Genomic DNA, 21,435 nt, shown 5'->3' with positions numbered 1-21,435 from the left:
GGGTCAGTCGACATTATTGTTGCCTGACCCACCGCCTTCGCGAGCAAGCCCGCTCCCACAGGGGATATTCAGTGTCCACAAGATTCGAGTCAGTCGTCGAATTCGCGGCGTTCGGCCTCGATTGCTTCGGCGAGGGCCCGGGCTTCGGCTTCTTCGTCGCTCAGCTTAGGCTCGGGCTCGGGCTTGTGTTGTTCAAGGGCGGCGACGGCGGCCAGGAGTTTTTCGCGAGCCTCGGCAACGCCGAGCACATCATCTTCTTGCTCTTCTTCCTGCTCTTCTTCGACCGTGGCTTCGGGCTCGACCTGAAGTTCAACTTCGATTTCAGGCTCAAACTCGGGCTGATCCAGGATCTCTTCGGTCTCGGTCACCTCGCCATCGCGCAACAGATCGTCGAAGTCGGTCTTGAGCCCCTCCTCCATCGTGTCGAGTTCCAGCAACAGTGTATGGAAACTGGTTTCTTCCTTCGGCTCTTCCGGCTCGGCGCTGGCGTCGGCCAACTCCTGCAACCCGGCAGGCACCGGCGCGTCGTCGAAATCGAGCACCGGATCAGGTTCAAGTTCGCGCAATTCGGCCAGCGGTGGCAAATCGTCGAGGTTTTTCAGATTGAAGTGATCGAGAAACGCCTTGGTGGTCGCAAACATCGCCGGTTTACCCGGCACGTCGCGGTAGCCGACGATGCGGATCCACTCGCGCTCCAGCAAGGTTTTGACGATGTGGCTGTTGACCGCCACGCCCCGCACGTCTTCGATCTCGCCCCGGGTGATCGGCTGGCGATAGGCAATCAGCGCAATGGTTTCGAGCATGGCGCGGGAATAGCGCTGCGGCCGCTCTTCCCACAAACGTCCTACCCACGGCGAGAACTTTTCGCGGATCTGCAAGCGATACCCGGAGGCCACTTCCTTCAGCTCGAAGGCGCGGCCGTCGCAGGACTTGGCGAGAATCGTCAGGGCTTTCTTGAAGACCGGCGGCTCCGGCCGCTCGCCCTCTTCGAAGAGTTCGAACAGGCGTTCAAGCGATTGCGGTTTTCCCGAGGCCAACAGAAAGGCTTCAAGCAATGGCGCCAGCTCGCGGGGTTCAGTCAGGTTCATGATTCAACTCGTTATTCGGCTCGGGCCCGCACGTGGATCGCTGCGAACGGCTCATTCTGCACCAGCTCGACCAAGGATTCCTTGACCAGTTCGAGAATCGCCATAAAGGTTACCACCACCCCCAGACGTCCTTCCTCAGCGGTGAACAGCTCGGCAAAGGGCACGAAACCGCCGCCCTTGAGGCGCTCCAGCACATCGCTCATGCGTTCGCGGGTGGACAGCGCCTCGCGGCTGACCTGGTGACTTTCGAACATGTCGCCACGGCGCAACACTTCTGCCATGGACAACAACAGCTCTGAAAGACGCACGTCTGGCAACAGCTTGCGCGCCCGGGCCTCCGGGGCGTCGAGCCTGGGGACGACCACGTCACGACCCACACGGCTCAGGCCATCGATGCCTTCGGCAGCAGCCTTGAAGCGTTCGTACTCTTGCAAGCGGCGGATCAGTTCAGCGCGGGGGTCGTCTTCTTCGGCCTCGATCGTTTCGGCACGCGGCAGCAGCATCCGCGATTTGATCTCGGCCAGCATCGCGGCCATGACCAGGTACTCGGCGGCCAACTCCAGGCGCACCGACTGCATCAACTCGACATAGCCCATGTACTGACGGGTGATTTCCGCCACCGGGATGTCGAGAATGTTGATGTTCTGTTTGCGGATCAGGTACAGCAGCAGGTCGAGGGGGCCTTCGAAAGCTTCGAGAAAAACCTCAAGCGCATCCGGCGGAATGTACAGGTCCAGCGGCATTTCCATGACCGCCTGGCCATAGACCATCGCGAAGGGCAGCTCTTGCTGGGCTCCGGCCTGACTGTCGACAACGGGTTCTACTGCAGACATCTACGCCTCGGCCATGAACGGCGTCGGGTCGCCGCAACCAACGCGGATCACTTCCGGCTCGCCGTCGGCGAGGTTGATCACGGTGGACGCCTTGATCCCGCCAAAACCGCCGTCGATGATCAGGTCGACCTGATGCTCGAGCAACTGACGCATTTCGTAAGGATCGGTCATCGGGTCGGTGTCGCCGGGCATGATCAGGGTCACGCTCATCAGCGGTTCGCCGAGTTCTTCCAGCAGCGCCAGGGCAATCGGATGGCTCGGCACGCGCAGCCCGATGGTGCGTTTTTTCGGGTGCAACAACAGCCGCGGGACTTCGCGGGTGGCGTTGAGAATGAAGGTGTAAGGCCCCGGCAGGTGAGCTTTAAGCAGGCGGAAGGTGCCGGTATCGATTTTGGCAAACAGCCCCAGTTGCGACAGGTCGCTGCAAATCAGCGCGAAGTTATGCTTTTCGTCCAGCTGTCTCAACCGGCGCACGCGCTCCACGGCATTCTTGTCGCCGATCTGGCAACCAATGGCGTAGGACGAGTCTGTGGGATAAATCACCACCCCGCCGCTGCGAATGATCTCGACAGCCTGTTTGATCAGGCGCACTTGCGGGTTTTCCGGATGAATCTGGAAAAATTGACTCACATTCTCTACCTGTTCAGACGGCGGCAATAATTGGGTCATGTTTGAATCGACACCACAGTGGTGGCAAATCCTCCGGAAGCGGGCGGTATTCACCGATCTCGGACCAGCCTCCAGGGCCATGAAAATCACTGCCGGCGCTGACCAGCAGACCGAATTCACGGGCGAGAATCGCCAGGCTGCCCACTTGCTCGGCGGGCTGATGGCCATTGACCACTTCGATAGCGTGGCCCCCTGCTTGAATATAGTCGGCAATCAGCCGGCGACGTTTGCTGCGAGTGAAATCGTAGTGCCACGGATGCGCCAGGCTGACCCAGGCCTTGGCGGCGCGCAGGGTTTCGACGGTGTCTTCCAAGGTCGGCCAGTGTTGCTTGACGTCCCCCAGCTTGCCGGCGCCCAGCCATTTGCGGAACGCTTCGGCGCGATCCTTGACGAAACCTTCACGCACCATCCAGTCGGCGAAATGCGGGCGGGCCGGCGCGTTGCCGCTGTCGCCCAGTTCCTGCTGGATGGCCCGAGCCCCTTCGAGCGCGCCCGGCATGCCTTTCAATGCCAGTTTTCGGCTTATTTCTTCGGAACGTAGCCAGCGGCCATCGTGCAATTTAGCGATGGCCTCGACCAACGGCGCGGCGTTGACGTCGAAACCATAGCCCAGCACGTGAATGGTCGCGCCGCCCCAGGTGCAGGACAATTCGACGCCATTGACCAATTGCATCCCCAGCGCGGTCGCCGCACTGCGAGCCTCGTCGAGGCCTTCGAGGGTGTCGTGATCGGTCAGGGCCAGGACTCGCACGCCTTTCTCGAACGCACGCGCAACCAGTATTGCAGGCGCGAGAGCGCCGTCGGAGGCCGTGCTATGGCAGTGCAAATCAACATTCACAGGACTTTTTTACCTCAAATCAGCTGGCGCTATCGCGCGCCCATATGTTTGTTATTATGCCGCCACATCCTGCTTCTGGCTGCCACTGTGAAACAATTCATCGATTTCATCCCGCTTCTGCTGTTCTTCATCGTCTTCAAACTCGATCCACGGGTCGTCGACATCGCCGGTCAGGAGTTGACTGTAGGCGGTATTTACAGCGCCACCGCCATGCTGATCATCAGCTCCCTGGTGGTTTACGGCACGCTGTTCATCAAGCAGCGCAAGCTCGAGAAGAGCCAGTGGCTAACCCTCATCGCCTGCCTGGTCTTCGGCAGCCTGACCCTGGCGTTCCACAGCGAAACCTTCCTCAAATGGAAAGCCCCGGTGGTGAACTGGCTGTTCGCCCTGGCGTTCATTGGCAGCCACTTCGTCGGTGAGCAATTGCTGATCAAACGCATCATGGGCCACGCGCTGACCCTGCCGGAGCCGGTCTGGACCCGTCTGAACATCGCCTGGATCGGGTTTTTCCTGTTTTGCGGTGCCGCCAACCTGTTCGTCGCGTTCACCTTTCAGGACTACTGGGTCGACTTCAAAGTCTTCGGCAGCCTGGGCATGACGCTGCTGTTCCTGGTCGGCCAGGGCATTTACCTGTCCCGCCACCTGCACGACGCCGATACCACAACGCCAAAAACCGAGGACTGACATGCTTTACGCAATCATTGCCACAGACGTCGCCAACTCCCTGGAAGCCCGCCTGGCCGCACGGCCTGCCCACCTTGAGCGCCTGCAAGTGCTCAAAGGTGAAGGGCGCATCGTTTTGGCCGGCCCACACCCGGCGGTCGACAGCAATGATCCGGGCGCTGCGGGTTTCACCGGCAGCCTGATCGTCGCCGAATTCGATTCCCTGAGCGCCGCCCAGGCTTGGGCCGACGCTGATCCGTATGTCGCCGCAGGCGTCTACGCCAACGTTTCGGTCAAGCCGTTCAAGCAAGTCCTGCCTTAATATCCCTCCAGCGCGATGAACCTTATCGGTTCATCGCGCGCTCAACGCTCATTATTCTCGTTTACCGGCCGACAACCTGCCCAATACTCGTATTGGAATCAGGAGTGGCGATGCGCAAAGGTCCGTTGTGTCTGATGTTGGTGACGTTGTCGATTGTGGCCCCTGCTCATGGTGAAGAAAGCGCCGAGGGCGGTAATTCCACACCGCTGTCCCTGAGCGCCGGCAGCCAGATCACCGAGTTGCAACAGCGCTTGAAGGTAAGCGAACAGCAACGAGAAGTATTGAGCAAACAACTGCAGAATACCGATGCCGAACGCGAAAGTGCCCAGCTGAGCCGGTTGCGCCAAGAGAATCAGCGCCTCAAGCTGCAACTCAAGGAAGCCCAAGCCAGCAGCCCGCTGCCGCGTCTATTGACCGATCAGCAACAGTGGTTCGTCATCGGCGCCGCAGTAGCGCTATTGGCGCTGCTCTGCGGTATCTTCGCCAGTGGTGCCACCAGAAAACGTAGGCAATGGCTAAATTGAGTGAGTCATGAGCGAGCTGTTATTAATTGATGATGACCAGGAGCTATGTGAGCTCCTGAGCAGCTGGTTGAGCCAGGAAGGCTTCCAGGTCCGCGCCTGCCACGATGGTCAGAGCGCCCGTCGCGCACTGGCCGAAACGTCGCCGGCAGCTGTGGTACTGGACGTGATGCTGCCGGACGGCAGCGGCCTGGAGCTGCTCAAGCAATTGCGCAGCGATCACCCGGACTTGCCGGTGCTGATGCTTTCGGCTCGCGGTGAACCGCTGGACCGCATCCTCGGCCTGGAACTCGGCGCTGACGACTACCTTGCCAAACCGTGCGACCCACGGGAACTGACAGCTCGTCTGCGCGCCGTGTTGCGCCGCAGTCATCCGGCGGCGGTGTCCAGCCAGCTGGAACTGGGCGACCTGTGTTTCAGTCCGGTGCGCGGCGTGGTCAGCATCGATGAACAGGAATTCACCCTTACCGTTTCCGAAAGCCGTTTGCTCGAAGCCTTGCTCAAGCAACCCGGCGAGCCGCTGGACAAACAGGAACTGGCGCAAATCGCCCTCGGTCGCAAGCTGACGCTGTACGACCGCAGCCTGGACATGCACGTCAGCAACCTGCGCAAAAAGATCGGCCCGCACCCCGACGGTCGCCCGCGCATCGTGGCCCTGCGCAGCCGTGGCTACTACTACAGCCTCTGAAATCCAACGCAAACCTTCGTAGCAGCTGTCGAGCCCCAGCGAGGCTGCGTTCGGCTGCGCAGCAGTCGCGAAATCAGGCGATGCGTTTTTTCAAGTAAACCACGTGTTCAGGGTTTACGACTGCTGCGCAGCCGAACGCAGCCTCGCTGGGGCTCGACAGCTGCTACACCGGTCATGTTTGGTCAATGAAATCGGCAAAAGTGTTGGATTTGTCAGGTCAATCTGAAATCGTCTTTACCCAAGCTTTACGCTCCGCTGACCGCCGCTGACCTTGATCTCCGTAATCTGTACTCATCCGGAACGTACCGGGAACGAGACAAGGAGATTCACTATGCGCAAGACTCTTATCGCTCTGATGTTCGCTGCCGCCCTGCCGACCGTTGCCATGGCCATGCCTGAAGGTGCCGGCCCGATGGGTAGCCCGATGGACGGCTCACGCCATGGCGGTCAGATGCACGGCATGCACGGCAAAGGCCCGTACAGCCAGCTGGACCTGAGCCGCGAACAGCGCGAGCAGATCCGTAAAATCATGGGTGAGCAGATGCATGAGCGTCAGCAAGTGGTCGACAAGTACCTGGAAAAACTCTCGCCAGCCGACCAGAAGGCCATGAAAGATGAAATGGCGGCCAACCACAAAAAAGGCGAAGCCGATGTGCGTGCCTTGCTGAAACCGGATCAACAGAAGCAATTCGACGAGATCCAGAAAAAACAGGCTGAGCGTCGCGCCGAATGGGCCGAGTTCAAGGCCTGGAAAGCGCAACAGCCGCAAAAGGCGCAATAATGTTCTAGCGTCATATCACAGCCCAACGGTTAATCGCCGTTGGGCTTTCTTTGCTTGAGGATTTTCTGTGCGCTCATTGTTCTGGCGTATTCTGGCCAGTTTCTGGTTGGCCATCGCTCTGGTTGCAGGGCTCTCCATTCTGCTGGGGCACATGCTCAACCAGGACGCGTGGATTCTCAGTCGCCATCCCGGCCTCAATACCTTGGCCGAACAGTGGACGCAAACTTACGAATCACAGGGTGAAGACGCGGCCCAGGACATTCTGGAACAGCGCAAGCGCCAGTATCACATCGACGTTCAAGTGCTCAACGAGAGCGGCGATCCGGTGGTGCGCGGTACGTTCCCACGCAGGGCGGCTGCCTTCGAAGCGCGTCAGAACAACGATGATCGGCGCCTGCCATGGCGTCGCTTGACGGCGGAGTACACCAGCGAAAAAACCGGTGACACCTACCTGCTGATTTATCGCATCCCGCACCCGGAACTTGATTCCTGGCACCGCGAAAGCCTGCTCTGGCCATTGAGTGCGCTGGGGATCGCGTTGGTGGTGCTGACCTTGTTCAGCCTGTTCGTGACGATGTCCATTACTCGCCCACTCAGCCGCTTGCGCGGCGCGGTGCATGATCTGGGGCAAACCACCTACCAACAAAACAGCCTGGTAAAACTGGCCAACCGGCGCGATGAATTCGGCGTGCTGGCCAACGACTTCAACCGCATGGGCGCGCGTCTGCAAAGTTTGATCGGCAGTCAGCGGCAGTTGCTGCGGGATGTGTCCCATGAACTGCGTTCACCGCTTGCCCGGCTGCGCATTGCACTGGCACTCGCCGAGCGGGCCAACCCGGAAGAACGGGAAAAACTCTGGCCGCGCCTCACTCGGGAGTGCGACCGACTGGAAGCACTGATCAGCGAAATCCTGGTACTGGCGCGGGTCGATGCCGACAACGCCAGCGCTGAAGAGGTTGATCTCAATGCGCTGCTCAACACGCTGCAAAAGGATGCTCAATTGGGTTCGCCGGAGCAGAATGTGCACCTTGAGGCCGAGCCGCAGCTGAACCTCAAAGGCTGGCCGACGATGATCGAGCGCGCCGTCGACAACCTGCTGCGCAATGCTCAGCGGTTCAACCCGGTGGGGCAATCGATTGAAATGCAGGCGGTGCGTCAGGGCGAGCGGATTGTGGTCAGTGTGCGTGACCATGGGCCGGGCGTAGAGGCTGCGCATTTGAGCCAGTTGGGCGAACCGTTCTACCGGGCGCCGGGGCAGACGGCGGCGGGGCATGGTTTAGGGTTGGCGATTGCGCGCCGTGCGGCAGAGCGGCATGGCGGGAGTCTGGTGCTGGCCAATCACCCTGAGGGCGGGTTCATTGCCAGCCTGGAATTGCCGTTAGTGCCGGGGGCGGTTGTTCAGCCGTAAGCGCCATGGTGGTGCAAAAAGATCGCAGCCTCGCGTCCCCCTGTAGGAGCTGTCGAGTGAAACGAGGCTGCGATCTTTTGATCTTCAGGCCTTACCGGGCCAGGCGCTGACAAACTCGGCCAGACCAACCTTCTCCGCCACGCGCGGCTCCTTCTGCGGCGTGCCGAGGTAAAGAAACGCAATCACCTCTTCCCCTTCAGCCAGGCCCAACCCCTTGGCCACATGCGCCGAATACGCCAGTTCACCCGTGCGCCACACCGCACCAATCCCTTGCGCATAAGCCGCCAGCAAAATCCCGTGAGCCGCACAACCCGCCGCCAGAAGTTGTTCGGACTTCGGATATTTAACGTGATCCTGCAACCGGGCGATCACCACAACTACCAGTGGCGCGCGCAGTGGACCGTTACGCGCCTTGTCCAACGCCGCCTCGGACACTTCACTGTCCTGCAGCTTCGCCGCTTCGGCCAGCAACTCGCCCATTTGCTCGCGCGCCGCGCCTTCGACTGTCAGGAAACGCCAAGGCTGCAAGTGGCCATGATCTGGCGCTCGCATCGCAGCGCCAAACAACACTTCGCGTTGTTCTGCGGTCGGTGCCGGTTCGAGCAGTCGTGGAACGGAAACACGGTTGAGCAAAGCGTCGAGAGCCTGCATCGGCCACCTCCTGAAAAAAATGTTTGGCTATTCTAGCTGCAACTGCGCAGGCGGCGCCGGTTTACATGCCCTGCCCCGCAGGTAGAATGGCGCCCTTCCCTATTTCAGCCCGAGCGGACTTCATGGCGTTGCCGACCTTACGGATTATTGGTTTCATCATCGGCATCTTCCTGATCACGCTGGCCATCGCCATGGTCGTGCCCATGGCCACCCTGGTGATTTTCGACCGCACCAGCGACCTGCCGTCGTTCCTCTGGGCGAGCATGATTACCTTCGTCGCGGGTTTGGCCCTGGTCATCCCCGGTCGTCCCGAACACATTCACCTGCGCCCGCGAGACATGTACCTGCTGACGGTCAGCAGCTGGCTGGTGGTGTGCATCTTCGCCGCGCTGCCGTTCCTGCTGACCCAGCACATCAGCTACACCGATTCGTTCTTCGAAAGCATGTCCGGCATCACCGCCACCGGGTCGACGGTACTCACGGGCCTGGACGCCATGTCCCCTGGCATTCTGATGTGGCGCTCGTTGCTGCACTGGATCGGCGGCATCGGCTTTATCGGCATGGCGGTAGCGATTCTGCCACTGCTGCGCATTGGTGGCATGCGGCTGTTTCAGACAGAGTCGTCGGACCGTTCCGAAAAAGTCATGCCCCGTTCGCACATGGTGGCGCGTTTGATCGTTGCAGCCTACGTCGGCATCACCATTATCGGCAGCCTGGCGTTCTGGTGGGCCGGGATGAGCCCGTTCGATGCGATCAACCACGCGATGTCGGCGATTTCCACCGGCGGGTTTTCCACCTCCGACCAGTCTTTGGCCAAGTGGCCGCAGCCTGCGGTGCATTGGGTCGCGATTGTCATCATGATTCTCGGCGCTCTGCCGTTCACCCTGTATGTCGCCATGTTACGCGGTAACCGTCGGGCGCTGATCAAGGATGAACAGGTGCAAGGCTTGCTCGGCATGTTGCTGGTGACCTGGCTGGTGCTCGGCACCTGGTATTGGTGGACCACCCAGCTGCATTGGCTGGAGGCGCTGCGGCACGTGGCGCTGAACGTGACCTCGGTGGTGACGACCACAGGATTTGCGCTGGGAGACTACAGCCTCTGGGGCAATTTCTCGCTAATGCTGTTCTTCTATCTGGGCTTTATCGGCGGCTGCTCGGGCTCGACCGCTGGCGGGATCAAGATTTTCCGCTTCCAGGTCGCCTACATCCTGCTCAAGGCCAACCTTAACCAGCTGATTCACCCGCGCGCGGTGATCAAGCAGAAGTACAACGGTCACCGCCTCGACGAAGAGATCGTGCGTTCGATTCTGACCTTTTCGTTCTTCTTCGCCATCACCATCTGCGTGATCGCGCTGCTGTTGTCGCTGCTCGGCGTTGACTGGATGACCGCCCTCACTGGCGCGGCCAGCACGGTGTCCGGCGTCGGTCCGGGCCTGGGCGAGACCATTGGCCCGGCGGGCAACTTCGCCACCCTGCCGGACGCCGCCAAGTGGATTCTCTCGTTCGGTATGCTACTGGGCCGACTCGAGATCATTACGGTATTTGTTCTGTGTATTCCGGCGTTCTGGCGTCACTGACAGGAGCAGGCGCGCCCATCAACCGCGTCCGGTACTCGCCGGGGGTGGCGTCGAACCAGCGGCGGAAGGCGCGGAAGAAATTGCTCGGATCGGCGAACCCCAGCAGGTAGGCAATTTCCAGCAGGGTCATGGTCGGCCGAGCCAGGTATTGCTCGGCCAGTTCACGCCGGGTGTCGTCCAGCAACGTCTGAAAACTCGTGCCCTCTTCCTGCAAGCGTCGCTGCAAGGTGCGTTGCGACAGGTGCAGCGTCTGCGCCACGGTATCGCGCTTGGGTTCGCCCTGGGGCAGCAATCGGCAGAGCACCTGCCGCGCCTTGTGGGTCACGCGACTCTCGGAAAACCGTGCCAGGTATTCGCCGGCAAACCGGTCATGCAACAGCGCCATAGCCTCGTTGGCGGTAGGCAGCGGCGCCTCCATGTCAGCGCGTTCGAAGATCAAGGCGTCATAAGGCGCGTTGAACATCAAAGGCGCATGAAAGGCTTGTTTGTAGGGTTCGAGATCGACGGGCTGATTGCCCTGCACCAGCACCTTGCGCGGTTGCAGGGTGCGCCCGGTCAACCAGCCACACAGCGCCAGGGCACAGGCCAGTGACGCTTCCGCACTCTGCCGGGTCGGTGGCAGATGATCGCCGTGGACCGTCAGAATCAGCGCATAACCCTCATCCAACAACCGAAAACTCAGGTCGGCACTTTCCGCAATGATCCGCTGATAACGCACCAGCCGTTGAAAGCCTTCGGCCAGGGTCTGGCTGGACATCAAGGCGTAGCCCGCCACATGGAAGGAGGCCGGTCGCACCACCTTGCCCATGTTCAGGCCAATCGCCGGGTTGCCGGACAGCTCAACCGCGCGCTGCCACAGGCGTGTCATGGAATCTTGCGGGAAGCGCGCGTCCGGATCATCCAGTGCCGCGTAGTCGAGCCCCAGCTGTTTGAACAGAACCCGGCAATCCAGGCCGTCCATCTCCAGTGCTTTGACAATCCCCATCGCCCAGCTTGCAGAAGTCGTTCGTTCGCTCATGTCGCCCACTTACATGATGAGCCGCATGCTACGGCCAATTTCCGAAGGATACTAAAGTGGCGCCTATTGTCACTGGCTGATGCCAATGATCACTCTAGACTCAAATAAGCTACCCGCAGAACATCTTGCAGTCAGAACAATAACCACAGAGATCGCAGTCGTGGAAAACATCAAACGTTTCAACAGCTTCGCTGAGTTCTACCCATATTACCTCAGCGAACACAGCAACAGTACCTGCCGACGATTGCACTTTATCGGCACGACGCTGGTTGTTTTCATTTTGGTCCTGACCATCGGCAAAGGCGCCTGGCTGCTGTTATGGGCCCTTCCGCTGGCGGGTTACAGCTTCGCCTGGGCCGGGCATTTCTTCTTCGAGAAGAACCGTCCCGCGACCTTTCAACATCCGTTTTACAGCCTGCTCGGCGATTTCGTCATGTACCGAGACATGATTCTGGGTCGCGTGCCGTTCTAGGCGCAATGAACCACAGGAGGACAGACGATGAATGCCAACGCCCGGTTCACCCACATGCGGGACGGCACGCAGGAAGACTGGGCGATCATCGCCGCAGATTTCAGTGCCTATGCGAGGCAATTGCCGACTCGGATTGTGGCGCACCTGAAATTACTGGAAGGTGATTTTGGCGGCTTCCCGGTGGATCGTCTGACCCATTCCCTGCAAACCGCCAGCCGTGCCTGGCGCGATGGCCGGGATGAAGAATACGTGGTCTGCGCACTGCTTCACGACATCGGCGACACCTTGGGTTCCTACAACCACCCGGACATCGCAGCAGCGATTCTCAAGCCGTTCGTCAGCGCCGAGAACCTGTGGATGGTCGAAAAACACGGAATTTTCCAGGGGTATTACTTCTTCCATCATCTAGGGATGGACCGGCATTTGCGCGAGCAATTCAGCGGGCATCCGCAGTATCAGGCGACCATTGAGTTTTGCGCCAAATATGACGCAGCGGCGTTTGATCCGGCGTATGACACGCTACCGCTGAGCTTCTTTGAACCGATGATGGAACGGTTGTTTGCGCAGCCCAAGCATTCGATTTACAAGGCGGCGATGGAAGAACATTCGCCAGCCTGAAAACTGCTGGTGACTGCTGCGCAGTCCATTCGCGAGCAAGCCCGCTCCCACAGTTGACCGCATTCTCAAGTTAGACAAAGTCCAATGTGGGAGCGGGCTTGCTCGCGAAGAGGCCTATCCATACACCACATCTCTAGCGATTTAAGCCGGTTCTGCGATTTTTATGGCTTTCAACTCCGCCTCCCGCGCCTGGGCATCCGCCAATCGATACAACTCGATCGATCCGTCCCAATGCTCGATCAGCGCAGTGCACGACTCCACCCAATCCCCGCAATTGAGGTAATCCACCCCGCCGACCTTGCGTATTTCGGCATGGTGAATGTGCCCGCATATAACGCCATGCAACTCGCGTTTGACGCATTCGTGAGCGATGGCTTCTTCGAAATCGCTGATGAAGCTGACCGCGGTTTTGACCTTGTGCTTGAGATACGCCGACAGCGACCAGTAACCGTAGCCATAGCGTGCGCGCCAATGGTTGAGCCAGCGGTTGAGGGTCAGGGTGAATTCGTAGGCCGAGTCGCCGAGAAAGGCCAGCCAGCGGTGATACCTCGTGATCACGTCAAACTGGTCGCCATGAATGACCAGCAGATGGCGACCATCGGCGGTCACGTGCACGGCTTCATCCACCAGTTGGATATTGCCCAGAATCAGCTTCGAATAGCGGCGCAGGAATTCGTCGTGGTTGCCGGTGACGTAGATCACCTCGGTGCCGCGCTTGCTCATGGTCAGCAAGCGGCGGATCACATTCGTGTGCGCCTGAGGCCAGTACATGCCGCCGCGCAGCTTCCAGCCATCGATGATGTCGCCGACCAGGTAGATCTTGTCCGCGTGGTAGCCCTTGAGAAACTGCGACAGGTGTTCAGCCTGGCAATCCCGGGTGCCCAGATGCACGTCGGAAATCCACAAGGTCCGCACACGTTGCTTACGACTGGGTTTGGCGAGCTCGGCGCTGGTCATGGGCAACCCTCTGCAAAAGTTTTTGCAACTTTGCGCCGGTCGGGTTAATTGCCCATGACAGTGGCGAGTCAGTCCTGTGACAGCGCCCCACGATTGCCCTCGGTGTAGACTGGCAGCCTTGCCCGGGAGACCTGCGATGAGACCGATCCTCACGCTACGCCAATACACTCATGACCTGATCGTCCACAGTCACGACCACGCGCAGCTGGTGTTCGGGCTGTCGGGTGCACTGGATTTCGAGGTCGACGGGCGTGGCAGCCAGGTGGTCCAGCAGAGTTTCGTGGTGGTGCCGTCCGGTTTCCATCACGCCTGCGGTAGCGCCAATGGCAGCCGTTGCCTGGTGCTGGATGTGCCAAGCGACCAATGGGTTTCTCAGTCCCTGGGCGATCACGCCGAGGCCAGCCGACGTTTGCTCGATAACGCCGGTCGCCTGCCACTGGATGCCGGGCAAAGCCAATTGGTCAGTTGGTTGGCGGGCAGTCAGGTCAACGATCCATTGATCGCGCAACAAGGCGCGGTGTTGCTGCTGGCCAGTCTCAACAACGCCAAACCCGAGATCATCGGCGGTCGGCGCCTGCCTTATGCGGCGCTGAATGCGCATATCGATCAGTACGCCGCTTATCCACTTCAAGTTGCCGACCTGGCGCGCATCGCCGGTCTGTCCAGCGCTCGGCTGCACGCGCGGTTCGTTGCTGAATGCGGGCAGACGCCGATGGATTACATCCGCAGTCGGCGTTTGCACATGGCCGTGGGTTTGTTGCGGGATTCGGCGCTGCCGATCGGCGAGATTGCCAGTCGGGTCGGTTACAGTTCGCAGAGCGCCTTCGCGGCGGCGGTGTTGCGGGAGTTCGGTGCCTCACCCGGAAAATTGCGGCGCGAGGTTGGCGACAAAAGGCAATAGTTTGCCGACAGACACAACTGGGGGTTTCACGGTTCAATGCAGGAGCTGCCGAAAGCTGCTCCCACATCTTTGTTCGCTTGTTGTTAAGGATTGCAATGACTCCCCGTACCGCCCTTGGCGCCCTGCATATCGGCGCACTGATGTTCGGCTTGACCGGTGTGTTCGGCAAACTTGCTGCGGCTTCCCCCGCCATTATCGTTTTTGGTCGTGCCGCGTTCGCTGTGCTGGCGTTAGCCGTTTTTGCGCGGTTCGCCAGCACTACTCGCTGGCAGAAACTCGAGGCTGTGGACTGGCGCCGACTGTTGCTCAGCGGTTTGCTGCTGGCCGGACACTGGGTGAGTTTCTTCATCGCTGTGAAGGTCGCGGGCGTGGCGATCGCGACCCTGGGTTTTGCCAGCTTCCCGGCGTTTACCGTGATTCTTGAAGGGTTGATTTTCCGCGAGCGAATTCGCGCCAACGAAATCCTGCTGGTGGTGCTGGTCAGTGTCGGGCTGGTGCTGGTCACCCCTGATTTCGATCTGGCCAGTGGCGCCACAATGGGTCTGCTGTGGGCGGTGGGTTCAGGTTTGCTGTTCTCTCTGCTATCGCTGACCAACCGAGCCAGCTCCGGGCGAATCCCGGCGGTGCAGGCTGCGCTGTGTCAGAACGTGGTGGTCGCGTTGTGCCTGTTGCCGGTGGCGGCACCGCAGTTGAGCGAAGTGCGCGCCATCGACTGGTTGTGGATCGGATTGCTCGGGGTGTTCTGCACTGGCGTCGCTCACAGTCTTTTTGTCGCCAGCCTGGCAGTGATCAAGGCGCGGACCGCGGCCGTGGTGTTCGCCCTGGAACCGGTTTACGGCATCACCGTGGCCTGGCTGCTGTTTGATGAAAACCCGACGCTGCGCATGCTGATCGGTGGCGCGCTGATCATCGTGGCGATCGTGGTCTCCAGCCGACTCTCGGGCGGCTCAAGCAAGAAGACCGTTGCGGCAGAAGCCGCCTCTCACTGAGTGCGGTCGTTGTGCCCCAGGTCGCGGTCCGGATCAATTTGATCGCGGACCCGCTGCTTCAGCACTTTGGCCTCCGGGAAACCACCATCAGCCTTGCGCTCCCAGATCTGCACATCGCCACAGAAAATGTGAAACACCCCACCGGTGCCGGGCACCAGCGACACTTTGCCCAGGTCGTCACCGAAGGTGCTGAGCAGTTCCTGGGCCAGCCAGGCCGCACGCAACAGCCACTGGCATTGCGTGCAATACGTGATGATGATTTCCGGTTTGCGTGCAGTCATGATCGGCGAACTCCTGAGCCAGAGGGCGCCGCTATGATAGCCCGGTGAGCAGGTTCCGGGCGGTCTGCTTAAGCGGCTCGTTATCTTCTTTGAGCAACTCGTTGAGCAGTTCGATGGCGCTGTCCAGATCGCCATCATCAATGCAGGTCTGGGCTTGCTCCAGTTTGTCGGCGCTGCTCGGCTCGGCCGGTTCCAGATTCAGCGGTTCCAGCTCCAGCGACTGGCCGGGATCGCTGAACTCGTTGAGAAAGGTGTCATCCAGAGACTGCGAGTCTGGCTCGGCGACCCATTCAAGTTCGGGCTCGTCCAGCGTCGAGTCGTCGGGCATTTCAAATACCTCGGGCAAGACGTGCAGGTTCGAGACAAACGGCGGCTCGACCGGCGCGGATTCACTCAATGGCTTCGCGGCGGACGGCGAGTGCTCAAAAGGGCTGATCAAGTCCCAACTAGAATCCATCGACAGGTCATCCAGGTTCAACTGGAACTCATCGTTGGGTGCTGCTTCGGCAATCACAGCCTTGGGGGGAGTGATTGACGCTGCAACGGCCAACGGTGCCGCACTGCTCAATTTCGGGTGTCGAGCGCGAATATTCTGAAGTTCTTGCAGGTCGTATCCGGCATCACGCAGGTTGTTTTCCTGTGCCTCATAGGCGGGTACGTCACCCTGTTTACCCAAGACTTCCAACAGCTGCACGGCCAGATCCGTGCGCTGCGGCGCCTTGATCAGCGCCTCTCGCAACAAACCGGCCGCTTCGGAAAAACGGCCATAGGCCAGATAGATATCAACCCCTTCAAACACATCGCCGGCGGGCGACTCTTCACCCGATTCAGTTGCCGGTTGCAACTCTGACGATTGGGCAACCGGTTCTGCAGTGCGATTGAGCACCGGTTCATGCCGTGACGGCAAAACAGGTAAAGCGTCGGGCAATGCCCGAACCTGTTGTCGTTGACGCCGAACGAACAACCCCAGCAACACCAGAGCCACCACCGTCAGCAACCCGAGCATCTGCAGCCAATTAGTAGACTCAGGCTCTTCAACAACGGCCGGTGCTGGAGCCGCAACGACAGGTGCAACCGGCTCCACCGCCGCGGTCTTGATTTCCGCCAATTGGGTTTGCAGTTCCGTCACCTGCTTTTTCTGACCAGCGACCTGCTCCTCCTGGGCCTGAAGCTTCGCAGTCAATTCATCGATGGTTGCTTGCAGCTGCTGGTTTTGCAGCACGCTGGCGGCCAGTTGTTCGGCAACGGGATCACTCACAGGCGCGGCGGCAGGTTGATCGACGCGAGGAACAGGGGGCTTTTTGCTCTTCGCCGCAGGTGGCTTCGCAACGAGCGGCTCAACCGTCGGGAATCCGGAGGACTGAACGTCGGTCACCGGTTCGTCGGTGACGGGAACAATCCCCGGCGAACCCGGCGGATCGATCAGCACCGTGTACTCGCGCAGCACGCGCCCGTTGGGCTGATTGAGCTGCACCAGGAAATTCAGGAAAGGTTCATTGACCGGTTTGCTGGAACTCACCCGGATCAGGCTGCGGTTGCCACGCAGGATCGGGGTGAATTTCAGATTATTGAGAAAGAACACCCGATCGATGCCGGCGCGGCTGAACTCCTCCGCTGTCGCCAGGCTGACCGAGAGTTCGCCCTCCTCCAGACCGGCGGCATCTTCCAGGGCGATGTCGGCGCGCAACGGCTGATTCAGCGCTGAATGCAGGGTGATATCACCCAGGCCCAACGCGGGCGCCAATGCCGAGTAAGTGACAGCACCACCGACCAGAAGCAGCCTGGCGCAACACCGCAAAACCATGTGCCAACTCTCGAGCATGAGCATCCCTTAGATAACCAGAACCATCTTGTACGCGTTCGCACATCCGGTACGAACACGATATTGCCAAGTAGTTCTTTATAGTCTGCCCAACGGGGTATCTCAAAAGTCCAGGGGACGTTTATGCCTCAAGACTTTTCCAGGTTGGCCAGAATGTGCCCGTGGACACGCATGCAGATCTTCAAATCCGCCTCATCGACGCCTTCGAACAACTCGTGGCGCAGTTGGGTGGCAATGGTTTCAATTTGTTCGATCAAGGGAAGGGCCGGAGCGCAGAGGACGATTTTCTTCGCCCGGCGGTCTTCCAGCACCGATTGACGTTGCACCAGTCCTTGGCTTTCGAGGCTGTCGAGCAGACGAGCCAGGGTCGGCCCTTCAACGCCGACGCTCTGCGCCAGTTCACGTTGGGTCGGGGCATCATCAAAACGCGCCAGGTGCAGCAGCACCAGCCAGCGCGCCTGGGACAGACCCAGGCCAGCCAGACGGCGGTCCAGTTCGGCACGCCAGCCGCGCGACATCTGGGCCAGTTGCATGCCAAAGCGGTGTTGGTCGGTTAACGGCATAAAACACTCATGATTAGACTGAAATAGAGAAAAACTAATTATTAGTCAGCTAAGCATGACCCTTGGCCAGAGGCAAGGCTTGCTCTGTACTGAATCGTTACATCTACGTGGAAGATCACCTAAATCTCGAATTCGGATTGCAGCGCCGCCCGAACACAGTACAAAACCCCTTCCGGCACTCTCCCGGCGAACAGCGCGGCAATCTCCGACACGGGCGGCAATTCGCCCTCGCCGTCGAGGAACGCGTCCTGGATTTCACCCATCAACTCTTCGGGCAGATCCAGCGCTTGCTCCAGCGACAACTGCTGCTTGCCAATCGCTTCGGCGAGCAGCGTGTAGACGTTCTTTTCCGAGCATTGCAGCTGACCGGCGATCTGCAACGGTGTCATGCCGGCACGGGCCAGGGTGATCAGTTCGTGGCGCAGGTCGGCCACCACTTTCGGCGCCTCGACCTGTCCGCCGAGGACTTCGAGGAAGGCCTCGCCGTAACGCTCCAGCTTGCGCGCACCAACGCCGCTGACCGTGGCCATTTCCGACAGCGAGGTCGGTTGGCTGCGGAGCATTTCCAGCAGTGTCGAGTCAGGGAAGATGACGTACGGCGGCACACCATGCTCTTCGGCGAGTTTTCGACGCAGGGCGCGCAAGGCTTCCCACTGTTCGCGCTCTTCGCCGCGAACCAGTTGGCTCGCCTGGCTCTTGCTGCTTTTGGCCGTGGTTTGCGGCTTGAGGTCGCGGCGCAGCTCCAGGGTTACTTCGCCCTTGAGCAGCGGTCGACAGGTGTCGCTCAGGCGCAGGCCGCCGTAGCCTTCCAGGTCGATGTCCGCCAGACCGCGGGCAACCAGCTGACGGAACAAGGAGCGCCATTCGCTCTCTCCCATCGCCTTGCCCACACCATAGACCGACAGATGTTGATGGCCGAAGCTGCGGACCTTTTCGTTGTCCTTGCCCAGTAACACATCGACCAAATGCCCGACACCGTAACGCTGGCCGGTGCGGTAGATCGCCGAAAGTGCCTGACGCGCCGGCTCGGTGGCGTCCCAGGTCTGCACGCCATCGACGCAGTTGTCGCAATGGCCACACGGCTCGGGCATGTCTTCGTCGAAGTAGGCCAGCAGCGTCTGGCGACGGCAGCGGGTTTCTTCGCAGAGCGAGAGCATGGCGTCGAGCTTATGCTGCTCCAGACGCTTGTGGCGCTCGTCGCCCTCGGAGTTCTGCAACATCTGCTTGAGCATCACCACGTCTTGCAGGCCGTAAGCCATCCAGGCGTCTGCCGGCAGACCGTCTCGGCCGCCGCGACCGGTTTCCTGGTAGTAAGCCTCAAGGGATTTTGGCAAATCGAGGTGAGCGACAAAGCGCACGTTGGGCTTGTCTATGCCCATGCCGAACGCCACGGTGGCAACCATGATCAGGCCTTCCTCATTGAGGAAGCGCTTCTGGTGGTGAGCCCGGGTATCGTTGGGCAGACCGGCGTGGTACGGCAGTGCCGGGAAGCCTTGTTCGCTGAGGAATACCGCCACTTCGTCGACTTTCTTGCGCGACAGGCAATAGACGATGCCGGCATCGCTGCGCCGTTCGGCGAGGAACGCCAGCAACTGCTTGCGCGGCTGCTCTTTGGGCACGATGCGATAGAAAATGTTGGGGCGGTCGAAACTCGACAGAAAACGCTCGGCATCCTGAAGATGAAGGCGGTCGACGATTTCTTCCCGGGTACGCTTGTCGGCGGTCGCAGTCAGGGCGATACGCGGGACGTTGGGGAACAATTCCGCCAACTGGCCCAGTTGCAGGTATTCGCGGCGGAAGTCGTGGCCCCATTGGGACACGCAGTGGGCTTCGTCGATGGCGAACAGGGAAATTTCAAGACTTTGCAGGAACGCCAGCATCCGTGGCTGAACCAGACGCTCGGGCGCGAGATAAAGCATTTTCACTTCACCGCGCTTGATCCGTGCCGCCAGATCGCGCTGCTGCTCGGCGCTGAGCGTGGAGTTCAATGCTGCCGCCGCGACGCCCAGCTCTTCGAGGGTGGCGACCTGGTCGTCCATCAGGGCGATCAACGGCGACACCACCACCGCCAGGCCTTCGCGCAACAGCGCCGGCACCTGGAAGCACAAGGACTTGCCGCCACCGGTAGGCATCAGCACCAGGGCGTCGCCGCCACTGGCCACGCGCTCAATGATTGCACCCTGACGGCCACGGAAACTGTCGTAGCCGAAGATGTCCTTGAGGACGCGTTGAGCCTGTTCGAGCATAGAAACTCCAAAAATCACAAAAACATCCCTGCAAGGCTGGTTCAGAACCACGAAGGCTGCACCGACAAATCGTAAGTGCGCATTGCATGACGCTTCACATTTCAGCCGCGACGCCGGCAGGGCATCACAAAACGCGCGAGTATACCCGACGCCCGTCCGCCAAAGGGTGCCACTGAGAAGACACACTGGGTTGCAAAAATGCCGCGCGGCTGGCCCAAGCGCTCAAGAAGGCCTAGAATTCCCGCATCTGTTTAATTCCCAAGGTAGCCCTTTAATGTCCTTCGCTGAGCAACTAACCCGCCTGCAAGTCTTCCTCGACGCCGACGAACTGCATGACGAGGCGCTGGACTACGTGGCCGCCCACGGCTACCTCACTGCGCTGTCGATCTGTTCCGAAACCGTTCCCGACCGTGAATGGATCGACGCCCTCTTCGCCGAAGAGCCGCATTACGCCGACGACACCGAGCGTGAAGCGATCGAATCCACCCTGTTGGCCCTCAAGGCTCACATCGCTCGCCAACTGGCATCCGATGAAGAGTTCGAGCTGCCCTGCGACCTGGACCTGGGCGAAGAGCCGGATGACTCCGACCTGCGCGGCTGGTGCATCGGTTTCATGGAAGGCGTGTTCCTGCGCGAAGCAGCCTGGTTCGAAACCGCCGAAGACGAAGTCAGCGAAATGCTGCTGCCGATCATGGTCGGTTCGGGTCTGTTCGACGAACAGCCTGAGTTCGAAGACATCGCCAAAGACGCCAACCTGATGGACGACATGATCGTGCAGATCCCGGAAGCGCTGACTGCGCTGTACCTGCTGTGCCAGGCGCCAGACGAAAAACCGGCGATCCTCAAGCCTCGTCACCACTAAGGTTTTGCCTATGGACAACCCCATAGGCAACCGCTCCCTGATGTTGCGTTACGTGCTGCTGGCCATCGGCTGGCTGAGCGTAGCGCTGGGGGTGATCGGGATTTTCCTTCCGGTTTTACCCACCACGCCCTTCCTGCTGCTGGCGGCCGCCTGCTTCGCCCGCAGTTCGCCGCGCTTTTATCATTGGCTGGTTGAACATCCGCGGCTTGGGCCATGGGTTCGCGATTACCTGAGCGGCAACGGCATCCCGCTCAAGGGCAAGGTCTACGCCATCGGTCTGATGTGGGCGAGCATCCTGCTCTCCTGCTATCTGGTGCCCCTGCCGTGGGCGCGGGGGTTCATGCTGACCAGCGCCGTGTTGGTGACCCTCTACATCCTCAAACAGAAAACCCTGCACAAACCCTGAACTCACCACGCTCCCTGTAGCAGCTGCCGAAGGCTGCGTTCGACGGCGGAGCCGTCGCTAGTCCATCTGCTGTGGTCTATCAGGCAAACCGCGTGTGCAGGGTTTACGACGGCTCCGCCGTCGAACGCAGGCTTCGCCAGCTGCTATGTATGGACTCGCCCCCACGTTCAACCTGCTTTTTGAACACTGCTACCCGGTTGCATCTATGTATGAGGCCTGTTCGAGGAAGCCTTCAACGGCTTCTGGCCAACATTGGGTAAG

The 21,435-nt window shown here is 60.0% G+C and carries 24 protein-coding genes; 13 read left to right on the top strand and 11 right to left on the bottom strand.

Annotation, left to right across the window (positions count from 1 at the left end; genetic code table 11):
* Positions 1–89: 89 nt before the first annotated feature.
* From scpB to KGB23_RS28975, 4 genes are read right to left on the bottom strand one after another with little or no spacing between them, the layout of a single operon-like run.
* The gene (scpB, locus tag KGB23_RS28990) at positions 90–1,088 is read right to left on the bottom strand and encodes an SMC-Scp complex subunit ScpB (protein WP_223433550.1); all 999 of its coding nucleotides are present in this window, start codon (positions 1,086–1,088) and stop codon (positions 90–92) included.
* A gap of 11 nt (positions 1,089–1,099) precedes the next feature.
* On the bottom strand, positions 1,100–1,921 hold the full coding sequence (locus KGB23_RS28985) for a segregation and condensation protein A (RefSeq protein ID WP_046055986.1): 822 nt from the start codon (positions 1,919–1,921) through the stop codon (positions 1,100–1,102).
* On the bottom strand, positions 1,922–2,551 hold the full coding sequence (locus KGB23_RS28980) for an L-threonylcarbamoyladenylate synthase (protein WP_223433549.1): 630 nt from the start codon (positions 2,549–2,551) through the stop codon (positions 1,922–1,924).
* A gap of 13 nt (positions 2,552–2,564) precedes the next feature.
* Entirely contained in the window at positions 2,565–3,428 is an 864-nt protein-coding gene (locus KGB23_RS28975) for a PHP domain-containing protein (RefSeq protein WP_223433548.1), read from the bottom strand.
* Between the two features lie 87 nt (positions 3,429–3,515).
* Here KGB23_RS28975 and KGB23_RS28970 point away from each other — a divergent pair, with 87 nt between their 5' ends.
* From KGB23_RS28970 to KGB23_RS28945, 6 genes are all read left to right on the top strand, one after another.
* Entirely contained in the window at positions 3,516–4,112 is a 597-nt protein-coding gene (locus KGB23_RS28970) for a septation protein A (RefSeq protein WP_223433547.1), read from the top strand.
* Position 4,113: 1 nt separating this feature from the next.
* The gene (locus KGB23_RS28965; protein ID WP_046046433.1) at positions 4,114–4,413 is read left to right on the top strand and encodes a YciI family protein; all 300 of its coding nucleotides are present in this window, start codon (positions 4,114–4,116) and stop codon (positions 4,411–4,413) included.
* Positions 4,414–4,523: 110 nt separating this feature from the next.
* On the top strand, positions 4,524–4,937 hold the full coding sequence (locus tag KGB23_RS28960) for a translation initiation factor 2 (protein ID WP_223433546.1): 414 nt from the start codon (positions 4,524–4,526) through the stop codon (positions 4,935–4,937).
* Between the two features lie 7 nt (positions 4,938–4,944).
* Positions 4,945–5,622, top strand: coding sequence for a response regulator transcription factor (locus tag KGB23_RS28955; RefSeq protein WP_027922300.1), 678 nt, complete (start codon positions 4,945–4,947; stop codon positions 5,620–5,622).
* Between the two features lie 331 nt (positions 5,623–5,953).
* Positions 5,954–6,403, top strand: a complete 450-nt coding sequence (locus KGB23_RS28950; RefSeq protein WP_223433545.1) for an LTXXQ domain protein — start codon at positions 5,954–5,956, stop codon at positions 6,401–6,403.
* A gap of 67 nt (positions 6,404–6,470) precedes the next feature.
* Positions 6,471–7,811, top strand: a complete 1,341-nt coding sequence (locus KGB23_RS28945) for a sensor histidine kinase (protein ID WP_223433544.1) — start codon at positions 6,471–6,473, stop codon at positions 7,809–7,811.
* An 84-nt stretch (positions 7,812–7,895) separates the two neighbouring features.
* Here the strand turns inward: KGB23_RS28945 and KGB23_RS28940 are convergent, their stop codons facing one another.
* Positions 7,896–8,462 carry a nitroreductase family protein gene (locus tag KGB23_RS28940; protein WP_223433543.1) on the bottom strand — a complete coding sequence of 189 codons (567 nt, stop codon included), beginning with the start codon at positions 8,460–8,462 and terminating at the stop codon, positions 7,896–7,898.
* Positions 8,463–8,584: 122 nt separating this feature from the next.
* Between KGB23_RS28940 and KGB23_RS28935 the strand changes: the two genes are divergently transcribed.
* On the top strand, positions 8,585–10,039 hold the full coding sequence (locus tag KGB23_RS28935) for a TrkH family potassium uptake protein (protein WP_223433542.1): 1,455 nt from the start codon (positions 8,585–8,587) through the stop codon (positions 10,037–10,039).
* On the opposite strand, the gene KGB23_RS28930 is transcribed toward KGB23_RS28935, so the two are convergent.
* Positions 9,996–11,057 carry an AraC family transcriptional regulator gene (locus KGB23_RS28930; RefSeq protein WP_223433541.1) on the bottom strand — a complete coding sequence of 354 codons (1,062 nt, stop codon included), beginning with the start codon at positions 11,055–11,057 and terminating at the stop codon, positions 9,996–9,998. The genes KGB23_RS28935 and KGB23_RS28930 overlap by 44 nt on opposite strands.
* A gap of 160 nt (positions 11,058–11,217) precedes the next feature.
* Here KGB23_RS28930 and KGB23_RS28925 point away from each other — a divergent pair, with 160 nt between their 5' ends.
* Together KGB23_RS28925 and KGB23_RS28920 are read left to right on the top strand one after the other, a co-directional pair.
* Positions 11,218–11,529, top strand: coding sequence for an Mpo1-like protein (locus KGB23_RS28925; protein ID WP_223433540.1), 312 nt, complete (start codon positions 11,218–11,220; stop codon positions 11,527–11,529).
* A 27-nt stretch (positions 11,530–11,556) separates the two neighbouring features.
* Positions 11,557–12,147, top strand: coding sequence for an HD domain-containing protein (locus KGB23_RS28920; RefSeq protein ID WP_223433539.1), 591 nt, complete (start codon positions 11,557–11,559; stop codon positions 12,145–12,147).
* Positions 12,148–12,288: 141 nt separating this feature from the next.
* On the opposite strand, the gene KGB23_RS28915 is transcribed toward KGB23_RS28920, so the two are convergent.
* The gene (locus tag KGB23_RS28915) at positions 12,289–13,104 is read right to left on the bottom strand and encodes a UDP-2,3-diacylglucosamine diphosphatase (RefSeq protein WP_223433538.1); all 816 of its coding nucleotides are present in this window, start codon (positions 13,102–13,104) and stop codon (positions 12,289–12,291) included.
* Positions 13,105–13,240: 136 nt separating this feature from the next.
* Between KGB23_RS28915 and KGB23_RS28910 the strand changes: the two genes are divergently transcribed.
* Both KGB23_RS28910 and KGB23_RS28905 read left to right on the top strand, forming a co-directional pair.
* Positions 13,241–14,005 carry a helix-turn-helix transcriptional regulator gene (locus KGB23_RS28910; protein ID WP_150655051.1) on the top strand — a complete coding sequence of 255 codons (765 nt, stop codon included), beginning with the start codon at positions 13,241–13,243 and terminating at the stop codon, positions 14,003–14,005.
* A 95-nt stretch (positions 14,006–14,100) separates the two neighbouring features.
* Entirely contained in the window at positions 14,101–14,994 is an 894-nt protein-coding gene (locus tag KGB23_RS28905; RefSeq protein ID WP_223433537.1) for a DMT family transporter, read from the top strand.
* Here the strand turns inward: KGB23_RS28905 and KGB23_RS28900 are convergent.
* The 4 genes from KGB23_RS28900 to recQ form a co-directional block, all read right to left on the bottom strand.
* Positions 14,988–15,275 carry a SelT/SelW/SelH family protein gene (locus tag KGB23_RS28900; protein ID WP_150655050.1) on the bottom strand — a complete coding sequence of 96 codons (288 nt, stop codon included), beginning with the start codon at positions 15,273–15,275 and terminating at the stop codon, positions 14,988–14,990. The two genes, KGB23_RS28905 and KGB23_RS28900, sit on opposite strands and share 7 nt — an antisense overlap.
* Before the next feature lie 31 nt (positions 15,276–15,306).
* Positions 15,307–17,097, bottom strand: coding sequence for a FimV/HubP family polar landmark protein (locus tag KGB23_RS28895; RefSeq protein WP_223433536.1), 1,791 nt, complete (start codon positions 17,095–17,097; stop codon positions 15,307–15,309).
* 128 nt (positions 17,098–17,225) lie between these two features.
* Positions 17,226–17,660 carry a MarR family transcriptional regulator gene (locus KGB23_RS28890; protein ID WP_095127823.1) on the bottom strand — a complete coding sequence of 145 codons (435 nt, stop codon included), beginning with the start codon at positions 17,658–17,660 and terminating at the stop codon, positions 17,226–17,228.
* A 119-nt stretch (positions 17,661–17,779) separates the two neighbouring features.
* Positions 17,780–19,906 carry a DNA helicase RecQ gene (gene recQ, locus KGB23_RS28885; protein WP_140684330.1) on the bottom strand — a complete coding sequence of 709 codons (2,127 nt, stop codon included), beginning with the start codon at positions 19,904–19,906 and terminating at the stop codon, positions 17,780–17,782.
* A gap of 274 nt (positions 19,907–20,180) precedes the next feature.
* On the opposite strand from recQ, the gene KGB23_RS28880 reads away from it, so the two are divergent.
* Complete coding sequence (locus tag KGB23_RS28880) at positions 20,181–20,768, top strand: YecA family protein (protein ID WP_008156162.1); 588 nt, start codon at positions 20,181–20,183, stop codon at positions 20,766–20,768.
* A 10-nt stretch (positions 20,769–20,778) separates the two neighbouring features.
* Positions 20,779–21,174: a YbaN family protein gene (locus KGB23_RS28875; RefSeq protein ID WP_008156164.1), complete on the top strand. Its 396-nt coding sequence runs from the start codon at positions 20,779–20,781 to the stop codon at positions 21,172–21,174.
* Positions 21,175–21,435: the final 261 nt, after the last annotated feature.

Source organism: Pseudomonas sp. GL-B-26 (assembly GCF_019947405.1).
In the GTDB taxonomy this organism is placed as follows: Bacteria; Pseudomonadota; Gammaproteobacteria; order Pseudomonadales; family Pseudomonadaceae; genus Aquipseudomonas.
The sequence above is the reverse complement of the archived record's forward strand: the minus strand, read 5'-3'. Positions and strand labels throughout refer to the sequence as shown.

Coding starts and splice junctions, on each gene's coding strand:
- KGB23_RS28890 (WP_095127823.1), bottom strand. CDS start 17,660: ATGCCGTTAACCGACCAACACCGCTTTGGCATGCAACTGGCCCAGATG.
- KGB23_RS28960 (WP_223433546.1), top strand. CDS start 4,524: ATGCGCAAAGGTCCGTTGTGTCTGATGTTGGTGACGTTGTCGATTGTG.
- KGB23_RS28900 (WP_150655050.1), bottom strand. CDS start 15,275: ATGACTGCACGCAAACCGGAAATCATCATCACGTATTGCACGCAATGC.
- KGB23_RS28930 (WP_223433541.1), bottom strand. CDS start 11,057: ATGAGCGAACGAACGACTTCTGCAAGCTGGGCGATGGGGATTGTCAAA.
- recQ (WP_140684330.1), bottom strand. CDS start 19,906: ATGCTCGAACAGGCTCAACGCGTCCTCAAGGACATCTTCGGCTACGAC.
- KGB23_RS28915 (WP_223433538.1), bottom strand. CDS start 13,104: ATGACCAGCGCCGAGCTCGCCAAACCCAGTCGTAAGCAACGTGTGCGG.
- scpB (WP_223433550.1), bottom strand. CDS start 1,088: ATGAACCTGACTGAACCCCGCGAGCTGGCGCCATTGCTTGAAGCCTTT.
- KGB23_RS28940 (WP_223433543.1), bottom strand. CDS start 8,462: ATGCAGGCTCTCGACGCTTTGCTCAACCGTGTTTCCGTTCCACGACTG.
- KGB23_RS28910 (WP_150655051.1), top strand. CDS start 13,241: ATGAGACCGATCCTCACGCTACGCCAATACACTCATGACCTGATCGTC.
- KGB23_RS28880 (WP_008156162.1), top strand. CDS start 20,181: ATGTCCTTCGCTGAGCAACTAACCCGCCTGCAAGTCTTCCTCGACGCC.
- KGB23_RS28875 (WP_008156164.1), top strand. CDS start 20,779: ATGGACAACCCCATAGGCAACCGCTCCCTGATGTTGCGTTACGTGCTG.
- KGB23_RS28950 (WP_223433545.1), top strand. CDS start 5,954: ATGCGCAAGACTCTTATCGCTCTGATGTTCGCTGCCGCCCTGCCGACC.
- KGB23_RS28955 (WP_027922300.1), top strand. CDS start 4,945: ATGAGCGAGCTGTTATTAATTGATGATGACCAGGAGCTATGTGAGCTC.
- KGB23_RS28935 (WP_223433542.1), top strand. CDS start 8,585: ATGGCGTTGCCGACCTTACGGATTATTGGTTTCATCATCGGCATCTTC.
- KGB23_RS28985 (WP_046055986.1), bottom strand. CDS start 1,921: ATGTCTGCAGTAGAACCCGTTGTCGACAGTCAGGCCGGAGCCCAGCAA.
- KGB23_RS28965 (WP_046046433.1), top strand. CDS start 4,114: ATGCTTTACGCAATCATTGCCACAGACGTCGCCAACTCCCTGGAAGCC.
- KGB23_RS28905 (WP_223433537.1), top strand. CDS start 14,101: ATGACTCCCCGTACCGCCCTTGGCGCCCTGCATATCGGCGCACTGATG.
- KGB23_RS28920 (WP_223433539.1), top strand. CDS start 11,557: ATGAATGCCAACGCCCGGTTCACCCACATGCGGGACGGCACGCAGGAA.
- KGB23_RS28895 (WP_223433536.1), bottom strand. CDS start 17,097: ATGCTCGAGAGTTGGCACATGGTTTTGCGGTGTTGCGCCAGGCTGCTT.